A 16,514-nucleotide genomic window follows, 5' to 3' on the forward strand; every position below is an offset into this window, starting at 1 on the left:
TCACCCGCAGCGAGGATGTTCGGGCGGTCCCGCACCCCCTGTTGCACTTGATCAGTGCCGAGTACGGTGAAAGGACCATCGGTCCGGCACGAACGGTGCGAACGAGGAGGTGCCCAATGGCACGCCGCGAGCAGAAGGTCACGGTCGAGGGCCATCGACTGACATTGAGCAATCTGGACAAGGTCCTCTACCCGGAGACCGGCACGACGAAGGGGGAGATCCTCGACTACTGCGCCCGGATCGCCCCGTACCTCATCCGCCATGCCCGGGACCGGATCGCCACGCGCAAACGCTGGGTCGACGGCGTCGGCACTCCCGATGACCCCGGAGATGTGTTCTTCGAGAAGAACCTCCCGGACTCTGCCCCGTCGTGGATCCGAACACGGGCGATCCGGCACTCCACCGGGACCAAACGCTATCCCCTGGTCAACGATCTCGCGACCCTGACCTACCTCACGCAGATGGCCGCGCTCGAGATCCATGTGCCCCAGTGGAGGGTGCGCGCGGGGGCGAAGGACCCCGGCACGATCGACTCGGAGACCCGTTTCCCCGACCGGATGGTCTTCGACCTCGACCCCGGTCCCGGGCGCGGTCTGGCCGACTGCATCGAGGTGGCCGAGCTCGTGCGCGAACTGCTCGAGGGCATGGACCTGGAGGTCTACCCGGTGACCAGCGGATCGAAAGGCGTCCACCTGTATGCGCCGCTGGACGGTTCGGTGAGCTCGCAGCACGTCTCCGACGTCGCCCATGAACTCGCCCGCAGCCTGGAAGCCGACCACACGAAGCTCATCGTCTCCGCGATGAAGAAGACGCTGCGGGAGAACAAGGTCCTCATCGACTGGTCGCAGAACTCGGCGTCGAAGACCACGGTGGCTCCGTATTCTCTGCGCGGCCGCTTCACCCCCATGGTCGCCGCACCGCGCAGGTGGGCCGAATTCGACGACCCAGCCGCCGTCGAGCAGGTGCGCTTCGAGGAGGTCCTCGACCGGATCGACGATGTCGGGGACCTCCTCGAACCTCTCGCCGAGGCGGTCGGAAGAACCGCCTCGGCTCCGGAGTCCGGAGGCGGGGCAGAGTCCCGAGCCGAGGCGGAGCCCGAAGCCGACCCGAAGTCGGACGAGGACCCGGAAGCCGAGCGCGACCGACTGGAGGTCTACCGGTCCAAACGGGACCCGAAGCGCACGAGCGAACCCGTGCCGGCGAAACAGGGAACGAGCGGGGACGAACTGACCTTCGTCATCCAGGAGCACCATGCGAGGAGCCTCCACTGGGACTTCCGACTCGAACACGATGGTGTGCTGGTCTCCTGGGCGCTGCCGAAGGGACCGCCGACCGACACGGGGAAGAACCACCTGGCGGTCCAGACCGAGGACCACCCCCTCGAATACGGCAGCTTCGAAGGCACGATCCCGAAAGGGGAGTACGGGGCTGGCGACGTCGAGATCTGGGATGCCGGCACCGTCGAACTCGAGAAGTGGCATGAGGGCAAGGAGATCATTGCGGTCCTCCACGGGCGTGAGAACGGCGGCCTCGGGGGAGTGCGACGGTTCGCCCTGTTCAACACCGGGGGCCATGGTCCGAACAAGGACCCGGAGAAGAACTGGATGATCCACCTCATAAAGGACGAGCCGAAGAAGGAAGCTCTGCCGACGGACCTGTCACCGATGCTCGCGAGCATCGGCGACATCGGCTCCGTCCGGCGGGAAGCCGAGGACTGGGCCTTCGAGATGAAGTGGGACGGCATCCGCGCCCTGGCGAGGGTGCAGCTGGGCGACGGGGACCGCAGCGGCAGCATCGAGCTGACCAGCCGCAACGGCCGGGACATGACGAGCACCTATCCGGAGCTTCGCGAACTGACCGACTGTGTCGAGGTCGACTGCGTCCTCGACGGGGAGATCGTCGCCCTCGGGCAGGGTGGCAGGCCCGACTTCGGGAGACTTCAGCGCAGAATGGGGCTGAGCCGGGAGAGCGACGTCGAACGGGAGCGGCAACGCACCCCCGTCTACCTCATGGTCTTCGACGTCCTCCACGCCGACGGCACCTCGCTGTTGCGCACCCCCTATACGGAACGGCGCGAACGTCTGTTCGAACTCGTGGCCGAGAGCGAGCACATCCATGTGCCCGAGGCCTTCGAAGGAAGCGTCGACGCCGCCTTCGAGTCCAGCCGGAAGCTTCGACTCGAAGGTGTGATGGCGAAGCGGACCGACAGCGTCTATCTCCCCGGAAAGCGCACCCGCACCTGGGCCAAGCTCAAGCACGCCTCGACGCGCGATGTCATCATCGTCGGCTGGCGGACCGGTGAAGGCGAACGCTCGGGCAGCTTCGCCTCACTGCTGGTCGCCGCCCATGACGACGACGGGCTTCACTACCTCGGTCGCGTGGGCACCGGATTCGACGAGGCGGCCCTGCGGAGTCTGCGCTCGAACCTCGATCGCCGGTCTCGGAAGACGCCGGCGCTCACCGTGCCGGCCGCAGAGTCGCGGGATGCTCACTGGGTGCGAACCGACCTCGTCGGAGAGGTCCGGTTCTCTGGCCTGACCGAGGCCGGACGCCTGCGGCACCCGGTCTGGCGCGGCCTGCGCTCTGACATCGACGCAGAGGACGTCCGAGTCTGAGCTTCCTCGGCTGACAGGCGGTCGCTCAGAGCGAATGGAACGTTCCCGCATCGGCCCGCGCCCAGTCACGGCTCCAGGTCTCGGGCGGCTGCGCCAGCAGCTCTCCTGGTTCGAGCCAGTCGTAGAGATCGGCGTACGAAAGGTGTTCGTTGCGGCCGATGTTGCGGTGGAGCTGCTGTGGGGAGAGCTCGGTGGGATCGCTGACGCCCATCGAGGCCATGATCTCCACGGCCTGCTGCACGGTCGCTTCCTGGTAGTTCCGCACCCGTTCACTCTTATCACCCACGTGCAGTGCCCTCTGCCGCTTGGGGTCCTGGGTGGTGACACCGACCGGGCACTGCCCGGTGTGGCAGATCTGAGCCTGAATGCAGCCGACTGCCATCATCATGGCGCGGGCCGAGTTCGTATAGTCTGCCCCCTGGATGAGGCGCTTGACGATGTCGTTTCCGGCGGCGACCTTCCCGCTGGCGCCGATGCGGATCCGATCCCGCAGGCCGGTCCCGACCAGCGCGTTGTGGACGGTGAGGAGGCCGTCGGTGAGCGGAGTGCCCACGTGATCCTCGTACTCGAGGGGAGCGGCACCCGTGCCGCCCTCGGATCCGTCGACGATGATGAAGTCGGGTGCGGTTCCGACCTCGAGCATCGCCTTGCAGATCGCGAGCACATCCGTGCGGGATCCCACACAGAGTTTGAACCCCGTGGGCTTGCCGCCCGAGAGCTCGCGCATCCGAGCGATGAACTCGATGAGTTCGACCGGGGTGTGAAAGACGCTGTGGGCGGCCGGGCTCACGCACTTCTCGCCTTGCGGAACGCCTCGCGTCCGGGCGATCTCAGCGTTGACCTTCGCTGCCGGCAGGACGCCTCCGATTCCGGGTTTCGCGCCCTGGCTCAGTTTGAGTGAGACGCACTTGACTTGGTCGCGGGAGCTTTGGTCAGCGAACTGGGCGGGGTCGAAGCCTCCGCTGTCGGTCCGGGCACCGAAATAGCCCGACCCGATCTCCCAGACGAGGTCGCCGCCGTTCTCGAGGTGGTAGTCGGAGATCCCTCCCTCACCGGTGTCATGGGCGAAGCCGCCGAGGTCGGCGCCGCGGTTGAGCGCCCTGACGGCGTTGGGCGACAGGGAGCCGAAGCTCATGGCCGAGACGTTGAGCAGCGCCATGCTGTAGGGCTTCGCACAGTCGGGCCCGCCCACCTGCACGCGAGGCGTCTGGTCCGGAACCGCGACGGGCGCGGTGGAGTGGATGAGGAACTCATAGCCGACGGAGTTGACGTCCCGTTCGGTGCCGAAGGCCAGCTCTCCGTGGATTCCCTTCGCGCGTTCGTAGACGAGGGAGCGGATGTCTCGGTCGAAGGGCCGTCCGTCCCAGTTGCGTTCGATGAAGTACTGCTGGAGTTCGGGTCGGAGCGTCTCCAACAGGAATCGCAGGTGACCGACGACGGGGTAGTTGCGCAGAATCGAGTGCTTGCGCTGCAGCAGGTCGTACACGGCCACGCCGACGACGGCGAGCACCACCGCACCGAGGACCCACCACGCCCACGGTCCGACGGCTGCAGCCCAGGCCACCGCCACCAGTCCGGTCAGCGCTGACGTGATCGCCAGGAAACGCCCCATGGAAGACTCCTCACTCCGAGCACCGAGGCGAGGTCGAGACGACCCCGCCTCCCTCACCCCATCGTGGACCTCCGGTTGACGCTTGTGAAGCCGCAGCGACATCAGTGGGAAGTCTGCTTGTCCTCGTGTCGGGTGGTGTCGAGCCGTCGGTGGGTCGGCAGGTTAACACTGCGATCAGGGCGTCTGCGCCCCCTTACGGGAACGCGGTGACTGCGTTAGTCTCGGGAGACCTGTGACAAGGAGCAGACAATGAATGCACCTGAGAACATCGCCTACACCGCTCGCGCGGAGATCACCGGCGGTCGGGACGGACATGGCGCCACCGACGACAAGATGGTCGACGTCGACCTGCGCACACCGAAGGAACAGGGCGGACCGGGCGGCGGCACCAACCCCGAACAGCTCTTCGCCGTCGGCTACGGGGCCTGTTTCCAGGGCGCACTCGGGCTGGCGGGCAAGGAACAGGGCGTCGACACCTCGAAATCCGTCGTCAACTCCCAAGTCGGGATCGGCAAGGAGGGTGAGAGCTTCGGTCTGTCGGTGAGACTCGAGGTCAGCATCCCCGACGTGGACCTCGAGACCGCGCAGAAGCTCGTCGACCGCACCCACGAGCTCTGCCCCTATTCCAAGGCCACCCGTGGCAACATCCCCGTCGAGGTCGTCGCGGTCTGAGACCGGTCGAGGACTTCAGCCCTCCTCGTCGTCCTCTTCGTCGAGGGTGCTGAAGTCCTCCACCTCGCGGGGAGCTCCCGCGACGAGGATCTCGTCGTTGGCGTAGAGAGTGACATCCTGGTCAGCGATATTCCAGCTGTCCTCTCCGTCACGCCTGAACGCGACGACACTGATCCCGTACTCGCGTCTGATGTCGAACGATGCCAGCGGTGAATCCGAGATGCGCACCGGCGGGGCCGTGCGGGCCAGTACGAAGTCTTCGCTGACGGGCATGAAGTCGGACATGTGCCCGCGGATGAGATGCGCTGTCCGGCGCCCCATGTCGTTCTCCGGACGGATCACATTGTCGATGCCCAACTGTCCGAGGATGTCCGCATGCGTCTGACTGACCGCCTTGGCCCAGATATGCTGATTCCCGATTTTGAGGACCTTCGAAGCGACGAGGATGCCGGCTTCGAGGTCATTGCCGATGGCGATCACCACTCGGCTGACCTCCTCGATGCCGAGCTGACGCAGCACGGTCTCATCCGTTGCATCGGTGCGGGAGACGAAGGCGAGCTTGTCGGAGTACTGGGCCACGACCGCCTCGTCGATGTCGATGCCGATGACGTCGACGCCGTAGGCGGCCAGTTCCGTGGCCAGTGATCCGCCGAAGCGACCCAGCCCGATGACGGCCACCGCTCCGTCCCTGGCCAGGGGGTGGGGGTTGCCCAAGAAGAACGCCGCAGGTCGCGTGCGCCACTTTCTGCTCTTCATCTCCGGTCTCCTTTCCTGAAGTGCGTGGGTGCTGACTGTGAGGCAGCGATGCCGGTCGGGCTGCTCAGCCGATGAGCGGCCGTTCGACCGGGAGCTCGTAGCGGATGGCCCGTGCCCGCAGCGCCAGTCCCGAAGCGACGGTCACCGGACCCAGCCGCCCCAGGATCATCACTGCGATGAGGACGGCCTGACTCGTTCCGGGCAGCCCTGCGGTGATGCCGGTCGACAGGCCGACGTTGCCGAAGCCGGAGACGACCTCGAAGAGGAGGCGATCGAGGCCGGGACGCGGGTCATCGAGCATGAGGACGATGGTGGCTGTGGCGATGAGCGCGAGAGCGAGGACGATCACCGTCGTCGCCTGTCGGTACGCTGATCGTGCCACTCGGGATCCGAAGAGGTTCGTCGCCGTGCCTCCGGAGATCTCGGCCCAGGTCATCGCCAGCAGCACGAGGACAGTGGTGATCTTGACCCCGCCTGCGGTTCCCGCCGGGCCTCCGCCGACGAACATGAGGATGTCCATCACGAACCAGGTCGCGGGATGCAGCTGCGAGATGTCGACGGTGCTGAAACCCGCGGTGCGTGTGGTCGTCGATTGGAATGCGGCCGCCTGCAGCTTTTCCCGCAGGTCGAATCGTCCCAGAGTGCCGGGATTGTTCCATTCGACTGCGGCGATGAACACCGTGCCGGTCAGGAGCAGAACCGGAGTGGCGACGACCACCGCACGCGTCGTCATGCTCCAGGCCAGCGGGGCCCGAAAGCGTCGGACGATCTCGATGAACACCGGATAGCCGAGTCCGCCGAGGATGATCGCCGCGGCTACGGGTGCGCAGACGAAGGGATCGGTGGCGTAGCGGGCGAGGCTGTCGGATCTGAGACCGAAGCCGGCGTTGTTGAACGCCGAGACCGCGTGGAAGACCGCGTCCCACGCCGCGTGTCCGGGTTCTTCACCGTAGTGGACGGCGAAGCGAAGGAACAACGTCGTCGCAACGACTGCCTCGGTGGCGAGGGTGAGACCGATGATCCGCAGCACCATGGGTCGGACGCCTCCGATATCGGAGCTTTTGGCCTCGGCGGCGGCCGACTCCCGGAGCCTGAGCCCGACCTTTCCCGCGACGAGCATGGCCAGAAGAGTCGTGAACAGCAGGACGCCGAGGCCGCCGAGCTGGATGAGGCCGAGGATCACGGCCTGACCGAAGAACGTGTAGTCGCTTCCGGTCGAGAGCACCTCCAGGCCCGTGACGCTGATCGCGGAGGTGGCGGTGAAGAGCGCAGACAGCACTGAGATGCCGCCGTGAGTCGACGTCGCCGCGGGCAGCATCAGCAGGCCCGTGCCGAGGAGCAGAGCCGCAAGGTAGGTCACGACCACGCGGTCGATGGCATTGCGATGAGGATGATGCACGGTCGGCATGCTATCGACCTCGAATCAGCTCTGCCGTAGACGTCATAGGCTCAACAGTACCGATGTTCCCCCGGGCCACAAGGGGGTCTGTTCGGCACTCGGCCTACGGCCGGATCGCTCGTTCCTCGCTGCCGTGTCCGGGAGTGAGATCTCCCAGTTGGGAAGGTCGCAGCGGAGTGAAGTGACCCGCGAACTCGGTCGCACGCACACGTGTTGTGAGGCAGACGTGGTCGCCTCCGTCGTCGAGCATCGCGACCCGTTCGACGAGGAGGCGGTTCGGCAGGTCCGCGAGCAGCGGCACCCCACCCTCGGTGATGGTGAAGTCCAGGCCGGAGAATTTGTTCGTGTCCGATCCGGAGACCGACCCGAAGTGCCGGGCCGGTTCACCGTCGGAGGTGGTGAGGAAATGCACGGCGAAGTGGTCCGCACGCAGCGCGACCCGGTAGGTGTGGTTGGCTTTCGACAGCCAGAGGCAGTAACGCTCGGGCCAGATGCTCGCCTGGGAATGGAAGCCGACCAGACAGCCGGCCCGTTCGCCCTCCGCCGAGGTGGTGACGACGATGAGCGGGGAATCGACGGAGCCAATGAGGCCGTCGAGAGATGTGCTCATCAGACTCTCCCGTCCGGTGGCTTCGCCTCGTAGCGGAGGAAAAGGGTGTCTTCGGCGACCATCGTCGACTTCAGAGCGAACTGAGCGATGCCCGCTCCGGGCGGAGTGACGCTCACGGGCAGCTGATCGCCGCCCATCATCGGTGAGATCGACAGACACAGTTCGTCGAGGCGGCCGGCGGCGACGAGCTCTCCGAGCCACCGCGGTCCGCCTTCGCAGAGCACGACCCGGTGGCCGAGACCGGCAAGAGCCTGCAGAGCGGCGGCTGGTTCGACCCGCTCCTCACCGGCGATGATGACTGTTGCCGCCTGTTCCGCGGCCGCCAGCAGATCGGGGTCGGCTTGTGCGCACGTGATGACGATGGTGCGCGCATGCTCGGGGGCTGCGGCGAAGACCCGGGATGACCAGTCGAGGTCGAGGCTGCGACTGACCACCGCGACCGGCGGCATCTCGGACTGTCCCCGAGCCCGCCGCTGCGATCGGGCCGATTCGCTCAGCCGCATCGGCGCATAGCCTTCGCTGCGCACCGTCTGCGCGCCGACCATGACGACATCGGCGATCTGTCGCATCCGCCGGAACAGATCCTGATCCGGTTCTGTCGACAGAGCGCCGACGCGCCCGTGGATGGCGGCGGTCCCGTCGAGACCGGCGACCATGTGGCCGGTCACCCAGCATTCGTGTCGCGGCTGGGAGCGGTCGACCTCGAGATAGGGCGTCAGTGGGTCCGGGATCGGTGCGCTGCGTTCTAGAGGCTCCATCCGTGCAGTCTACTCAGCCTTGCCAGGCGTTGTCGGTGAAGAAGCCGTCGATCCAGCCGGGCAGGCGGTGCCCGTCCTTTGCGGTCTCGAGGGTGTAGGGGGCGACGTGGAAGCCGGCCTTGTCGAACGCGTGCATGTCCTTCTTCGGCAGCTTCGTGCTGGGCCCGACCCATTCGATGCGGGCGTCCTTGATCTCGTCGAGGGACTCCTCGGGCTTGGTCGCCCCGGTGAGGTAGAGCGAGGTGTACCCGCGTTCGGCGATCGTCTTCGCGGCCTCGAAGTCGAAGGACTGGACGATGAGTGAGTCGGCCAGTCCGCGTTCGTCGAATTCGTCAAGCACCTGATCGACTTCCGCCGAGGTGGCTCCCGGCTTGATCTCGGGCACGAGGACGACGTCGCCGCCCATCTCGTCGAGGAGTTCGTCGAGGGTGACGGTGGCGGCGTCTTCTCCGCCGGCCGGGTGCTTGATGGTGGCTGCGTCCCATTCTTCGCGGTTGAGGTCCCGGATGGGTCCGCTGACTCCGTTGAGTGTGCGGTCGGCCGTGTCGTCGTGGTTGAGCACAGGGGTGCCGTCTGCGAGGAACTGGATGTCCATCTCGGGCAGGAAGTCGTCGTTCGCCGAGGCGGTGAATCCTTCCATGGATTCTTCGGGGTGGACTTCGGCGCCGCCTCGGTGGGAGATCGTGGTGGGGAATGTCAGGTCGGTGACTTTGTCGGGTGCGGTGAAGTCGCTGGGGGAGCCGAGGCCCGGGCCGTCACCGGCTGAGCCGAGGCCCGCGGCAGTTGCGGGGGCGAGGCCGGCGCCGACGGTGGCCGAGGCTGTCAGCACCGCGGCGGCGAGGATCGTGAGCGGACGGATGGACGTGGATTTCGCATTCTGTGTTCTCACGCCAGCGACGCTAGGAGCGGCAGGCGACCTTGCGGCGAAGACGCCGTGAACGTCATCGGCAGGTCAGGAGAACGTGTGGGAAATGGCGTCGCTGACTCGGTGGTGCACCACCGAGTCAGGCGTATTCCCTGATCCTCACATCCACTTCTTGACGCGGAAGACGACGTAGAGCACGATGCCGAGCCCGAGCATGAGTCCCAATGCCATCGGGTAGCCGAAGGCCCAGTGCAGTTCGGGCATATCGTCGAAGTTCATGCCGTAGATCGCACCGACGAGAGTGGGTGCGAAAAGGATCGCCGCCCATCCGGAGATCTTCTTCATGTCCTCGTTCTGTCGCTGAGCGACGAGGGTCGAGTTGACGTTGAGGATCTGGGACAGGGCCTCCCTCAGCTCGCCGGCCTCGGCGAGGACGCGGGTGAGGTGGTCGGTGACGTCGTCGAGATAGGCGCGCAGCTCGTCCGGTATTGCGTACTTGCTCGCCCCATTGCCCAACGACTGCGTCAGGCGGTTGAGGTGTGTCGAATTGTGGAGGACGTCGATGACTTCCTGACTCAGTAGGTAGATGCGTTCGGCCGCGGCCGTATCCCCGCTGAAGACCTGCCGCTCGATCCCGTCCTTGTCGATCTGCAGCCCGTCGAGGACCGGGAAATAGCCGTCGACAGCCGTGTCGAGGAGTCGATAGACGAGTGCTTCTGGCCCGAGTGAGAGCAGTTCGCGGTCCTTCGTCCACGCGCGCTTCTCGTTCGTGAAGTACTCCCGAATCCCGCCGAGGCTGCCCGGGATGGGTGTGCCGTCGACGAACCGATCACCCTGACAGATGATGACGAGCACATCATCCTTCATCAGCAGATGGAACTCGTTGAACTCGACTTCCTCCTTCGCATCGATGTACACCGCCGACTGGAGGACGACGAAGAGCACCTCATCGTAGCGTTCGACCTTGGCACGCTGATTCGCATGGAAGAGATCATCGACGAGCACCGGGTGGAGGTCCCACGTCGAAGCGATCTCGGCGAGAAGCTCGGGAGTGGAACGGGGAATGATCACCTGGGTGATCGCCCCCGATTCCGTGGAAGCATCGCTGCCCGAGTCGGGCACCGTCAGGGCGTCGGCGAAGGAGTCGGAGACGATGAGGTCCTGAGGTTCGCTGTCGACGATGCGGCGACTGAACAGAGACGCAGCCTCGGGTGTGGGCGTCGCTGGAGCGGCCGCTGGGCGCTTCCGCAGAGACGGTCGTTCGAATCGGTGTCGGCTGACAGGTGACATGGTGCTCTCCTCGCTGGATCACACTTAAACTAGCCGATCTCAGCCGCATGCGTCGATTGGCGGTCGGCAGACCGTTCACCTGGAGAGGAGGGCGAGTTCAGTGGGAACACAGACAGGCATGCACAATAGATGCCATGACCTTTCACCCGGCAGATCTGCCGCACACTGCGGTTCGTGGTGCCAATTTCGCACAGTCGGTTGCCAAGCTCGTGGCGCAGAGACTTCGCGAACGTGTCCGCGAATCGCGGCTGCCGGACGAATTCTCTCCCCAGGACGACGACGACTTCGTCGCGGCCGGCTACTTCGCAGGAGACCTCACCTCGGTCTATCAGCTGGAGCAGTGGCTGTGGCCCTTCAAACAGTTGGAAGCACGACTCAAGGATGACGGCCATGGAGATCAGCCCTTCGGCATCATTGTCCGCAACGCCCCAGTGGCGGAGTACCTCAAGGGCATCACCACGTTTCCGGTGCGGTTCTCACGGCTGACCAACGGCCTCGACAAGTTCATGCAGTCCCCGAGCCTCCGTGCCGTCTTCTACGTCAACCAGGGAACGAGCAACTTCCAAGCGCTGCGCTACCCCGAGCCCGCTCACGTGCACCTCAGCCACGGTGAGAGCGAGAAGATCTCCATGATCTCCAATCAGCTCAAGGGGTACGACTACGTCTTCACAGCCGGCCGGGCCGCCAGGGAGCGGATCGAACAGACGCTCTACGGAATGAGCGACGATCGGATGTTCGACGTCGGGCGTCCCCAACTGGACCGTCCACGCTCCGTCCCCCGGGAGTGGACCGAGTTCAAGAAGGCCCACCCTGACGGGAAAGCGGTGTTCTATGCGCCCACGTGGGAGGGTGACTCCCCGTCGATGGCCTACGGAACAATCGCCTACAACGGCGAAGCCATCGTCACCTCGCTGCTCGAAGCCGGTTATCGAGTGATCTTCCGCCCCCATCCGCGCACCGGAGTCATGCGGCACGACTTCGAGAAGGCGGTGGGGGACGTGGCGGAGATCGTCGAGTCCGATCCGCGTGGGTTCCTCGACAAGAGTCCGGATGTGTCCTGGCAGCTCGACGAGGCCGATCTCGCTGTGGTCGAGATGACCTCGGTCGCTTTCGACTGGCTCGCCTCCGGGAAACCGCTGGTGATGGTCAAACCCCATGAACCAGAGGCAGAGGTACTCGAAGGGGGACTGCTGGACCGCTGTCCGTCCGTGGATCCGGACGGGAGAGAAAGCGTGGTCGACCTCGTCGCCGAGGCCGTTTCCCGCAGCGGGGCGGTTCCCGCATTGGCGAAGTTCTACCTCGGCGACACCGAGGCGGGTGAACAGACCGCACGATTCATCTACGCGAGCGAGCGCGTCATCGAGCTGCGTTCCGAAGAACACGGGCTCAAACACGGCGGGTGAGCCATATGACAATTTCGTAACTTGAAGTTACAGAATGGTAAAATAACGCCGAATCAATTCTGCGGCCCACCACGTGGGCACCGATCACTGGACGGAATCAGCAATGCGACGAGTCATCACCTATGGAACTTTCGACCTGCTCCATTACGGGCACATTCGACTGCTCCAGCGGTGCAAGGAACAGGGCGACTACCTGGTGGTGGCTCTCTCGAGTGACGAGTTCAATGCAGGCAAGGGCAAGAAGTCGTACTTCTCATATGAAGAGCGCAAGCACATGCTCGAGGCGATTCGCTACGTCGATCTCGTCATTCCCGAAGACAATTGGGAGCAGAAGTCGACCGACGTCGACAAGTATCACATCGACACGTTCGTCATGGGTGATGACTGGGTAGGCGAGTTCGACTTCCTCAAGGACAAGTGCGAGGTCGTCTATCTTCCTCGCACTCCCGAGATCTCGACGACGCGAATCAAGAGCGAGCTGGGTAAGCCCTGACTGTAGGGGCGCGGACTTCGCGCTATCGTGGCTGGAGACCAATCATGGAGCAGAGAGGAACGGACGTGCCCGAAAAGTCTCCGGCGAAACATCCGACGCTGGCGGAGCTTCGGGCCAAGGCCCAGCCGATAGAAGTCCGCAGTCGAAAGAACGCGGAGCACTGGACCGCGCAGCTCTACCTCCGGCACATCTCGATCTACTTCACCATGCTGCTCGTTCGGACCAGGATCACCGCCAACGGCGTCACCGGTCTGATGATCCTGGCTGGTTGGTGCATCGCCGGAAGCCTGCTGATCCCCGGAATCTGGGGTGCAATTCTGGCCGTGTTCTTCTCGCAAGTGCAGATGTACATCGACTGCTGCGACGGTGAAGTCGCCCGCTGGCGCGGCACGAGCGGGGCCAAAGGCGTCTTCCTCGACAAGGTCGGCCACTACACCACAGAGGGACTGGTCGCGGTTGCCCTCGGAGTACGGGCCGTGGGGGAGTGGAGCAACCTCGTCGACGACCCGTCTGGTTCGTACCCACTGCTCCTCGCCGGCACCGTTTTAGCCGCTATTGTCCTGCTCAACAAGGCGCTCAACGACATGGTTCACGTCTCCCGCGCGTTCAACGGACTCGACAAACTCGCCGATTCCAAGGAAGCCACTGCGGTCAACCCGGGTCTTGTCGCCACCCTTAAACGCGTCGCCCGCTTTGTGCCCTTCCACCGCATCTTCCATTCGGTGGAGATGTCTCTGATGGCGCTGCTCTCGAGCATCGTCACCGTGATTGCTGTGTCAGCGGGGGCCGAGCCGCTGTTCGGTGAGCGGTGGCTCGTTCTCATCATGGCGCCCCTGTGTCTGCTCTCGGTCATCGGACACTTCCTGTCGATCATGGCGTCAAAGAGGCTGTCATGAGCGATGACTCGAAGATCCTCTCCCAGCGGTTCGAAGAGAACCGTCGATACACATTCGGTGTCGTCGTGCTGAGTCAGGGAAAACGACTCGACGACCTCAATCGCGGATTCGAATCACTTCTCGCGCAGAAGGGCGTCGACCTCGATATCGTCTGCGTCGGCAACGGGTGGGAACCCGAAGGCATCCCGGACCAGGTCAAGAAGCTCGGTCTGCCGGAGAACCTCGGCATCCCAGCCGGACGCAACGCCGGAGTGCCGCACGTGTCCGGCGAGTTCCTGTTCTTCCTCGACGACGACGCTTGGCTGCCTGACGACACCACGCTTATGCGCATGGCGCAGCTGATGCGCACCAAACCGAGGATCGGACTCATCCAGCCTCGAGTCGAGGAACCCGGAGGGCCGGACGCACCGAAACGATGGATCCCCCGACTCAAGAAGGGGACGGCGGATCACTCGTCGAACGTGTTCTCGGTCTGGGAAGGCGCAGTCTGCATGCAGCGTCGAGCCTTCGACGAATGCGGCGGCTGGCCCGCACCTTTCTGGTACGCCCACGAAGGCATCGAACTCGCCTGGCGAGTCTGGGACGCCGGGTACATCGTCTGGTACATGGGCGACCTCGCGGTGGCACACCCGGTGATCGACCCCAGACGACATGACGAATACTTCTACATGAACGCCAGGAACCGCGTCTGGTTGGCCAGGCGAAATCTTCCCTGGCCGTTCAGCTGGGCATACGTCGGTTCGTGGACCCTGATGCAATGCATCAAGTGGGCAAACAAGCCCCACCAGCTCAAGGCCTGGATGGAAGGGTGGCGAGCCGGCTGGCGGCTTGACCCATGGGGCAAGGACGAAGACCGCCGAAAGCTGTCCGGACGCGGCGTGCTGCGAATGTCACGGCACGGGCGACCTCCGATCGTGTGAACGCGGGTGTTGTGCGCCCAATGCTCGAACTTTCTCGCCGAGATATGACAGGGACCGCGGTCGGGTCCGATCTAGCCGACTGAGAAACCGAGTGGAGCCGCTACATGCCGTCATCAGCGCCAGCAGCTGAAACTTCTCCCCACGCGAACAGTGCGCCTCAGACCTCCGGCTTCCGGTCCGACATCCAGGGACTGCGCGCACTGGCCGTGGGAATCGTGCTGCTGTACCACCTGTGGCCGACCACATTCGACGGCGGATTCGTCGGCGTCGACATCTTCTTCGTCATCTCCGGCTTCCTCATCACCAGCCACCTCATCAAGAAGCCCCCACGCAGCTGGGGTGATATCGCGAACTTCTGGGCCAGACGGATCAAGAGGCTGCTTCCCGCGTCACTGCTCGTCCTGTTCGTCGTCGGCGTCGCTACCTTCCTCGTCGCACCCCAGTCGATCTGGGCAGACACCGGCCGACAGATCGTCTCCGCAGCGCTGTACGTCGTCAACTGGGACTTCGCGATCTCCAGCGTCGACTATCTGGCAGCCGACAATGCACCCTCCCCAGTGCAGCACTTCTGGTCGCTGTCGGTCGAGGAGCAGTTCTACTTCGTCTGGCCGATGATCATCGGCCTGGCATTCCTCCTCGGCGCGAAATTCGGCAGATCCAAGCGAATCGTCGGATTCACCGTCCTCGGGGTATTCCTCGCGTCGTTCGTCTTCTCCGCCTGGTACACGTTCGCAGAACCGGCGATGGCGTACTTCATCACACCGACCCGGATGTGGGAACTGGCATCCGGCGGTCTCATCGCGGTCTTCGTGACATTCTTCCGACCCGAGCGCCTGCCGTTCAGCTCGCTGCTCGGGTGGATCGGGCTGGCGGGCATCGTTGTGGGTACGTTCGTCATCCGTTCTGACATGCCGTTCCCCGGATTCGTGGCTCTCGTGCCGGTGGTGTCAACGGCGCTCGTCATCCTCGCCGACTCTCGCGGACCCAGATCCGTGCTCCCTCTGCTGTCGCTGCGGCCGATCCGATTCCTCGGCGACATCTCGTATTCCGTCTACCTCTGGCATTGGCCTCTCATCGTCCTCGTGCCGTACCTGTCGGTGAAACTGGGAGGTTCGGAGACCCTCGGGTTCGTCTCGAAGATCGTCATCATCATCGTCTCGATCCTCGCCGCCTGGGCGTCGACGACCTGGGTGGAGAATCGTTTCCGGAAGACCGCGGTCCTCAGCGGTTCAGCGAAGGCGTTCGGCTTCGCTGTCATCACCATGGTCATCGTCAGCGCACTCGGGGTGAGTCAGGTGACCATCGCCAATCGAATCGTCGAACAGAACGAGGACAGCCTCCAATCGAAGCTGGCCGATCCGGATTCCTGCCTCGGGGCCGGAATCCTCCTGCCAGGGGCGAAGGACAACCCGAACTGCGAGAACATGAACACTCTGCAGATGGAACCCGCAGCAGCGAAGAAGGACAAGTCGAAGGCCTACGCCGACGGGTGCTGGGCGAGTGCACCGTATTCCAGCAAACCCGAATGCACCTACGGCGACGGTTCGAAGCACATCGCCCTCGTCGGCAACTCCCATGCCGGACACTGGCTGCCGACCTTGGAGAGGCTGGCAGAGAAGAACGACTGGACGATCACCACGTTCCTGGCATCGAACTGCAGCATCTCGACCCTGCCCCAAGAACTGTCGACTCCGGACGAGACCAAGGGCTGTCAGGACTACGCGGACTGGGTGGTCGACCGCACCACCGAGGGCGGATTCGATGCAGTGATCACGTCGGAACGCCAATCCACACCGCTGCAGGGCATGGACTGGGACGAAACCGAACAGAAGGCCCCAGAGGGGCATCGCTCTGTCCTGCAGAGCTGGGTGGATGCGAACCTCGACGTCCTCGTCGTCAGGGACACTCCCTACCCCGGAGGCGAGGACATCAACGTGCCCGACTGCGTCGCCAAACATGAGGAGGATCTCGACGCATGCTCGGGCACCCCCGAGTCCTGGCATTGGATGGATCCCCTGGCCGCATCGGCGAGGACGATGGACTCGGAGCGGATCTCCGTGATGTACCCGCAGGACTGGTTCTGCCCGGACGGCACCTGTGAACCCGTCATCGGCGGAGTCATCACGTACTTCGACACCGCTCACATCACTGCCACGTATGCGCAGACCCTTGCGCCGCAGTTCGACGCGAGCCTGCGCCGGTCGGGGTTGCACACCTTCGACTGA

General features: G+C 64.4%; 14 protein-coding genes. 7 read left to right on the top strand and 7 right to left on the bottom strand.

The annotated features are described in order from the left end of the window. Positions 1-116: 116 nt before the first annotated feature. Complete coding sequence (locus HK401_RS02040) at positions 117-2,615, top strand: ATP-dependent DNA ligase (RefSeq protein WP_181272975.1); 2,499 nt, start codon at positions 117-119, stop codon at positions 2,613-2,615. A gap of 25 nt (positions 2,616-2,640) precedes the next feature. Here HK401_RS02040 and HK401_RS02045 read toward each other — a convergent pair whose 3' ends face one another. Then, complete coding sequence (locus HK401_RS02045) at positions 2,641-4,227, bottom strand: FMN-binding glutamate synthase family protein (RefSeq protein ID WP_181272976.1); 1,587 nt, start codon at positions 4,225-4,227, stop codon at positions 2,641-2,643. Positions 4,228-4,476: 249 nt separating this feature from the next. On the opposite strand from HK401_RS02045, the gene HK401_RS02050 reads away from it, so the two are divergent. Next, positions 4,477-4,899: an organic hydroperoxide resistance protein gene (locus tag HK401_RS02050; protein WP_181272977.1), complete on the top strand. Its 423-nt coding sequence runs from the start codon at positions 4,477-4,479 to the stop codon at positions 4,897-4,899. A 15-nt stretch (positions 4,900-4,914) separates the two neighbouring features. Here the strand turns inward: HK401_RS02050 and HK401_RS02055 are convergent, their stop codons facing one another. The 6 genes from HK401_RS02055 to HK401_RS02080 all read right to left on the bottom strand — a co-directional run bounded on the left by HK401_RS02055 (position 4,915) and on the right by HK401_RS02080 (position 10,577). Then, positions 4,915-5,655, bottom strand: coding sequence for a potassium channel family protein (locus tag HK401_RS02055; protein ID WP_181272978.1), 741 nt, complete (start codon positions 5,653-5,655; stop codon positions 4,915-4,917). 64 nt (positions 5,656-5,719) lie between these two features. Next, the gene (locus tag HK401_RS02060; protein WP_181272979.1) at positions 5,720-7,063 is read right to left on the bottom strand and encodes a TrkH family potassium uptake protein; all 1,344 of its coding nucleotides are present in this window, start codon (positions 7,061-7,063) and stop codon (positions 5,720-5,722) included. A gap of 94 nt (positions 7,064-7,157) precedes the next feature. Beyond that, the gene (locus HK401_RS02065; protein WP_181272980.1) at positions 7,158-7,664 is read right to left on the bottom strand and encodes a flavin reductase family protein; all 507 of its coding nucleotides are present in this window, start codon (positions 7,662-7,664) and stop codon (positions 7,158-7,160) included. After that, on the bottom strand, positions 7,664-8,422 hold the full coding sequence (locus tag HK401_RS02070) for a dihydrofolate reductase family protein (protein ID WP_181272981.1): 759 nt from the start codon (positions 8,420-8,422) through the stop codon (positions 7,664-7,666). The genes HK401_RS02065 and HK401_RS02070 overlap by 1 nt, the downstream gene beginning before the upstream one ends. A 13-nt stretch (positions 8,423-8,435) precedes the next feature. Further along, the gene (locus tag HK401_RS02075) at positions 8,436-9,311 is read right to left on the bottom strand and encodes a glycerophosphodiester phosphodiesterase (RefSeq protein ID WP_181272982.1); all 876 of its coding nucleotides are present in this window, start codon (positions 9,309-9,311) and stop codon (positions 8,436-8,438) included. Between the two features lie 135 nt (positions 9,312-9,446). Further along, on the bottom strand, positions 9,447-10,577 hold the full coding sequence (locus HK401_RS02080) for a magnesium and cobalt transport protein CorA (RefSeq protein WP_181272983.1): 1,131 nt from the start codon (positions 10,575-10,577) through the stop codon (positions 9,447-9,449). Positions 10,578-10,711: 134 nt separating this feature from the next. Here HK401_RS02080 and HK401_RS02085 point away from each other — a divergent pair, with 134 nt between their 5' ends. The 5 genes from HK401_RS02085 to HK401_RS02105 all read left to right on the top strand — a co-directional run bounded on the left by HK401_RS02085 (position 10,712) and on the right by HK401_RS02105 (position 16,514). Next, a complete protein-coding gene (locus HK401_RS02085; RefSeq protein ID WP_181272984.1) occupies positions 10,712-11,980 on the top strand; it encodes a CDP-glycerol glycerophosphotransferase family protein in 1,269 nt (422 codons plus the stop codon). 103 nt (positions 11,981-12,083) lie between these two features. Beyond that, on the top strand, positions 12,084-12,473 hold the full coding sequence (tagD, locus tag HK401_RS02090) for a glycerol-3-phosphate cytidylyltransferase (RefSeq protein WP_181272985.1): 390 nt from the start codon (positions 12,084-12,086) through the stop codon (positions 12,471-12,473). A gap of 65 nt (positions 12,474-12,538) precedes the next feature. Further along, positions 12,539-13,369, top strand: a complete 831-nt coding sequence (locus HK401_RS02095; protein ID WP_309135883.1) for a CDP-alcohol phosphatidyltransferase family protein — start codon at positions 12,539-12,541, stop codon at positions 13,367-13,369. Continuing rightward, on the top strand, positions 13,366-14,289 hold the full coding sequence (locus tag HK401_RS02100) for a glycosyltransferase family 2 protein (protein WP_181272987.1): 924 nt from the start codon (positions 13,366-13,368) through the stop codon (positions 14,287-14,289). Before HK401_RS02095 ends, HK401_RS02100 begins: the two co-directional genes overlap by 4 nt. A gap of 104 nt (positions 14,290-14,393) precedes the next feature. Next, positions 14,394-16,514 (top strand): acyltransferase family protein, encoded by a 2,121-nt coding sequence (locus HK401_RS02105; protein WP_181272988.1) that lies wholly within the window; start codon positions 14,394-14,396, stop codon positions 16,512-16,514.

This window comes from Brevibacterium oceani (genome assembly GCF_013623835.1).
Lineage (GTDB): Bacteria > Actinomycetota > Actinomycetes > Actinomycetales > Brevibacteriaceae > Brevibacterium > Brevibacterium oceani.

Coding starts and splice junctions, on each gene's coding strand:
- HK401_RS02045 (WP_181272976.1), bottom strand. CDS start 4,227: ATGGGGCGTTTCCTGGCGATCACGTCAGCGCTGACCGGACTGGTGGCG.
- HK401_RS02080 (WP_181272983.1), bottom strand. CDS start 10,577: ATGTCACCTGTCAGCCGACACCGATTCGAACGACCGTCTCTGCGGAAG.
- HK401_RS02085 (WP_181272984.1), top strand. CDS start 10,712: ATGACCTTTCACCCGGCAGATCTGCCGCACACTGCGGTTCGTGGTGCC.
- HK401_RS02060 (WP_181272979.1), bottom strand. CDS start 7,063: ATGCCGACCGTGCATCATCCTCATCGCAATGCCATCGACCGCGTGGTC.
- HK401_RS02100 (WP_181272987.1), top strand. CDS start 13,366: ATGAGCGATGACTCGAAGATCCTCTCCCAGCGGTTCGAAGAGAACCGT.
- tagD (WP_181272985.1), top strand. CDS start 12,084: ATGCGACGAGTCATCACCTATGGAACTTTCGACCTGCTCCATTACGGG.
- HK401_RS02040 (WP_181272975.1), top strand. CDS start 117: ATGGCACGCCGCGAGCAGAAGGTCACGGTCGAGGGCCATCGACTGACA.
- HK401_RS02050 (WP_181272977.1), top strand. CDS start 4,477: ATGAATGCACCTGAGAACATCGCCTACACCGCTCGCGCGGAGATCACC.
- HK401_RS02070 (WP_181272981.1), bottom strand. CDS start 8,422: ATGGAGCCTCTAGAACGCAGCGCACCGATCCCGGACCCACTGACGCCC.
- HK401_RS02065 (WP_181272980.1), bottom strand. CDS start 7,664: ATGAGCACATCTCTCGACGGCCTCATTGGCTCCGTCGATTCCCCGCTC.
- HK401_RS02105 (WP_181272988.1), top strand. CDS start 14,394: ATGCCGTCATCAGCGCCAGCAGCTGAAACTTCTCCCCACGCGAACAGT.
- HK401_RS02055 (WP_181272978.1), bottom strand. CDS start 5,655: ATGAAGAGCAGAAAGTGGCGCACGCGACCTGCGGCGTTCTTCTTGGGC.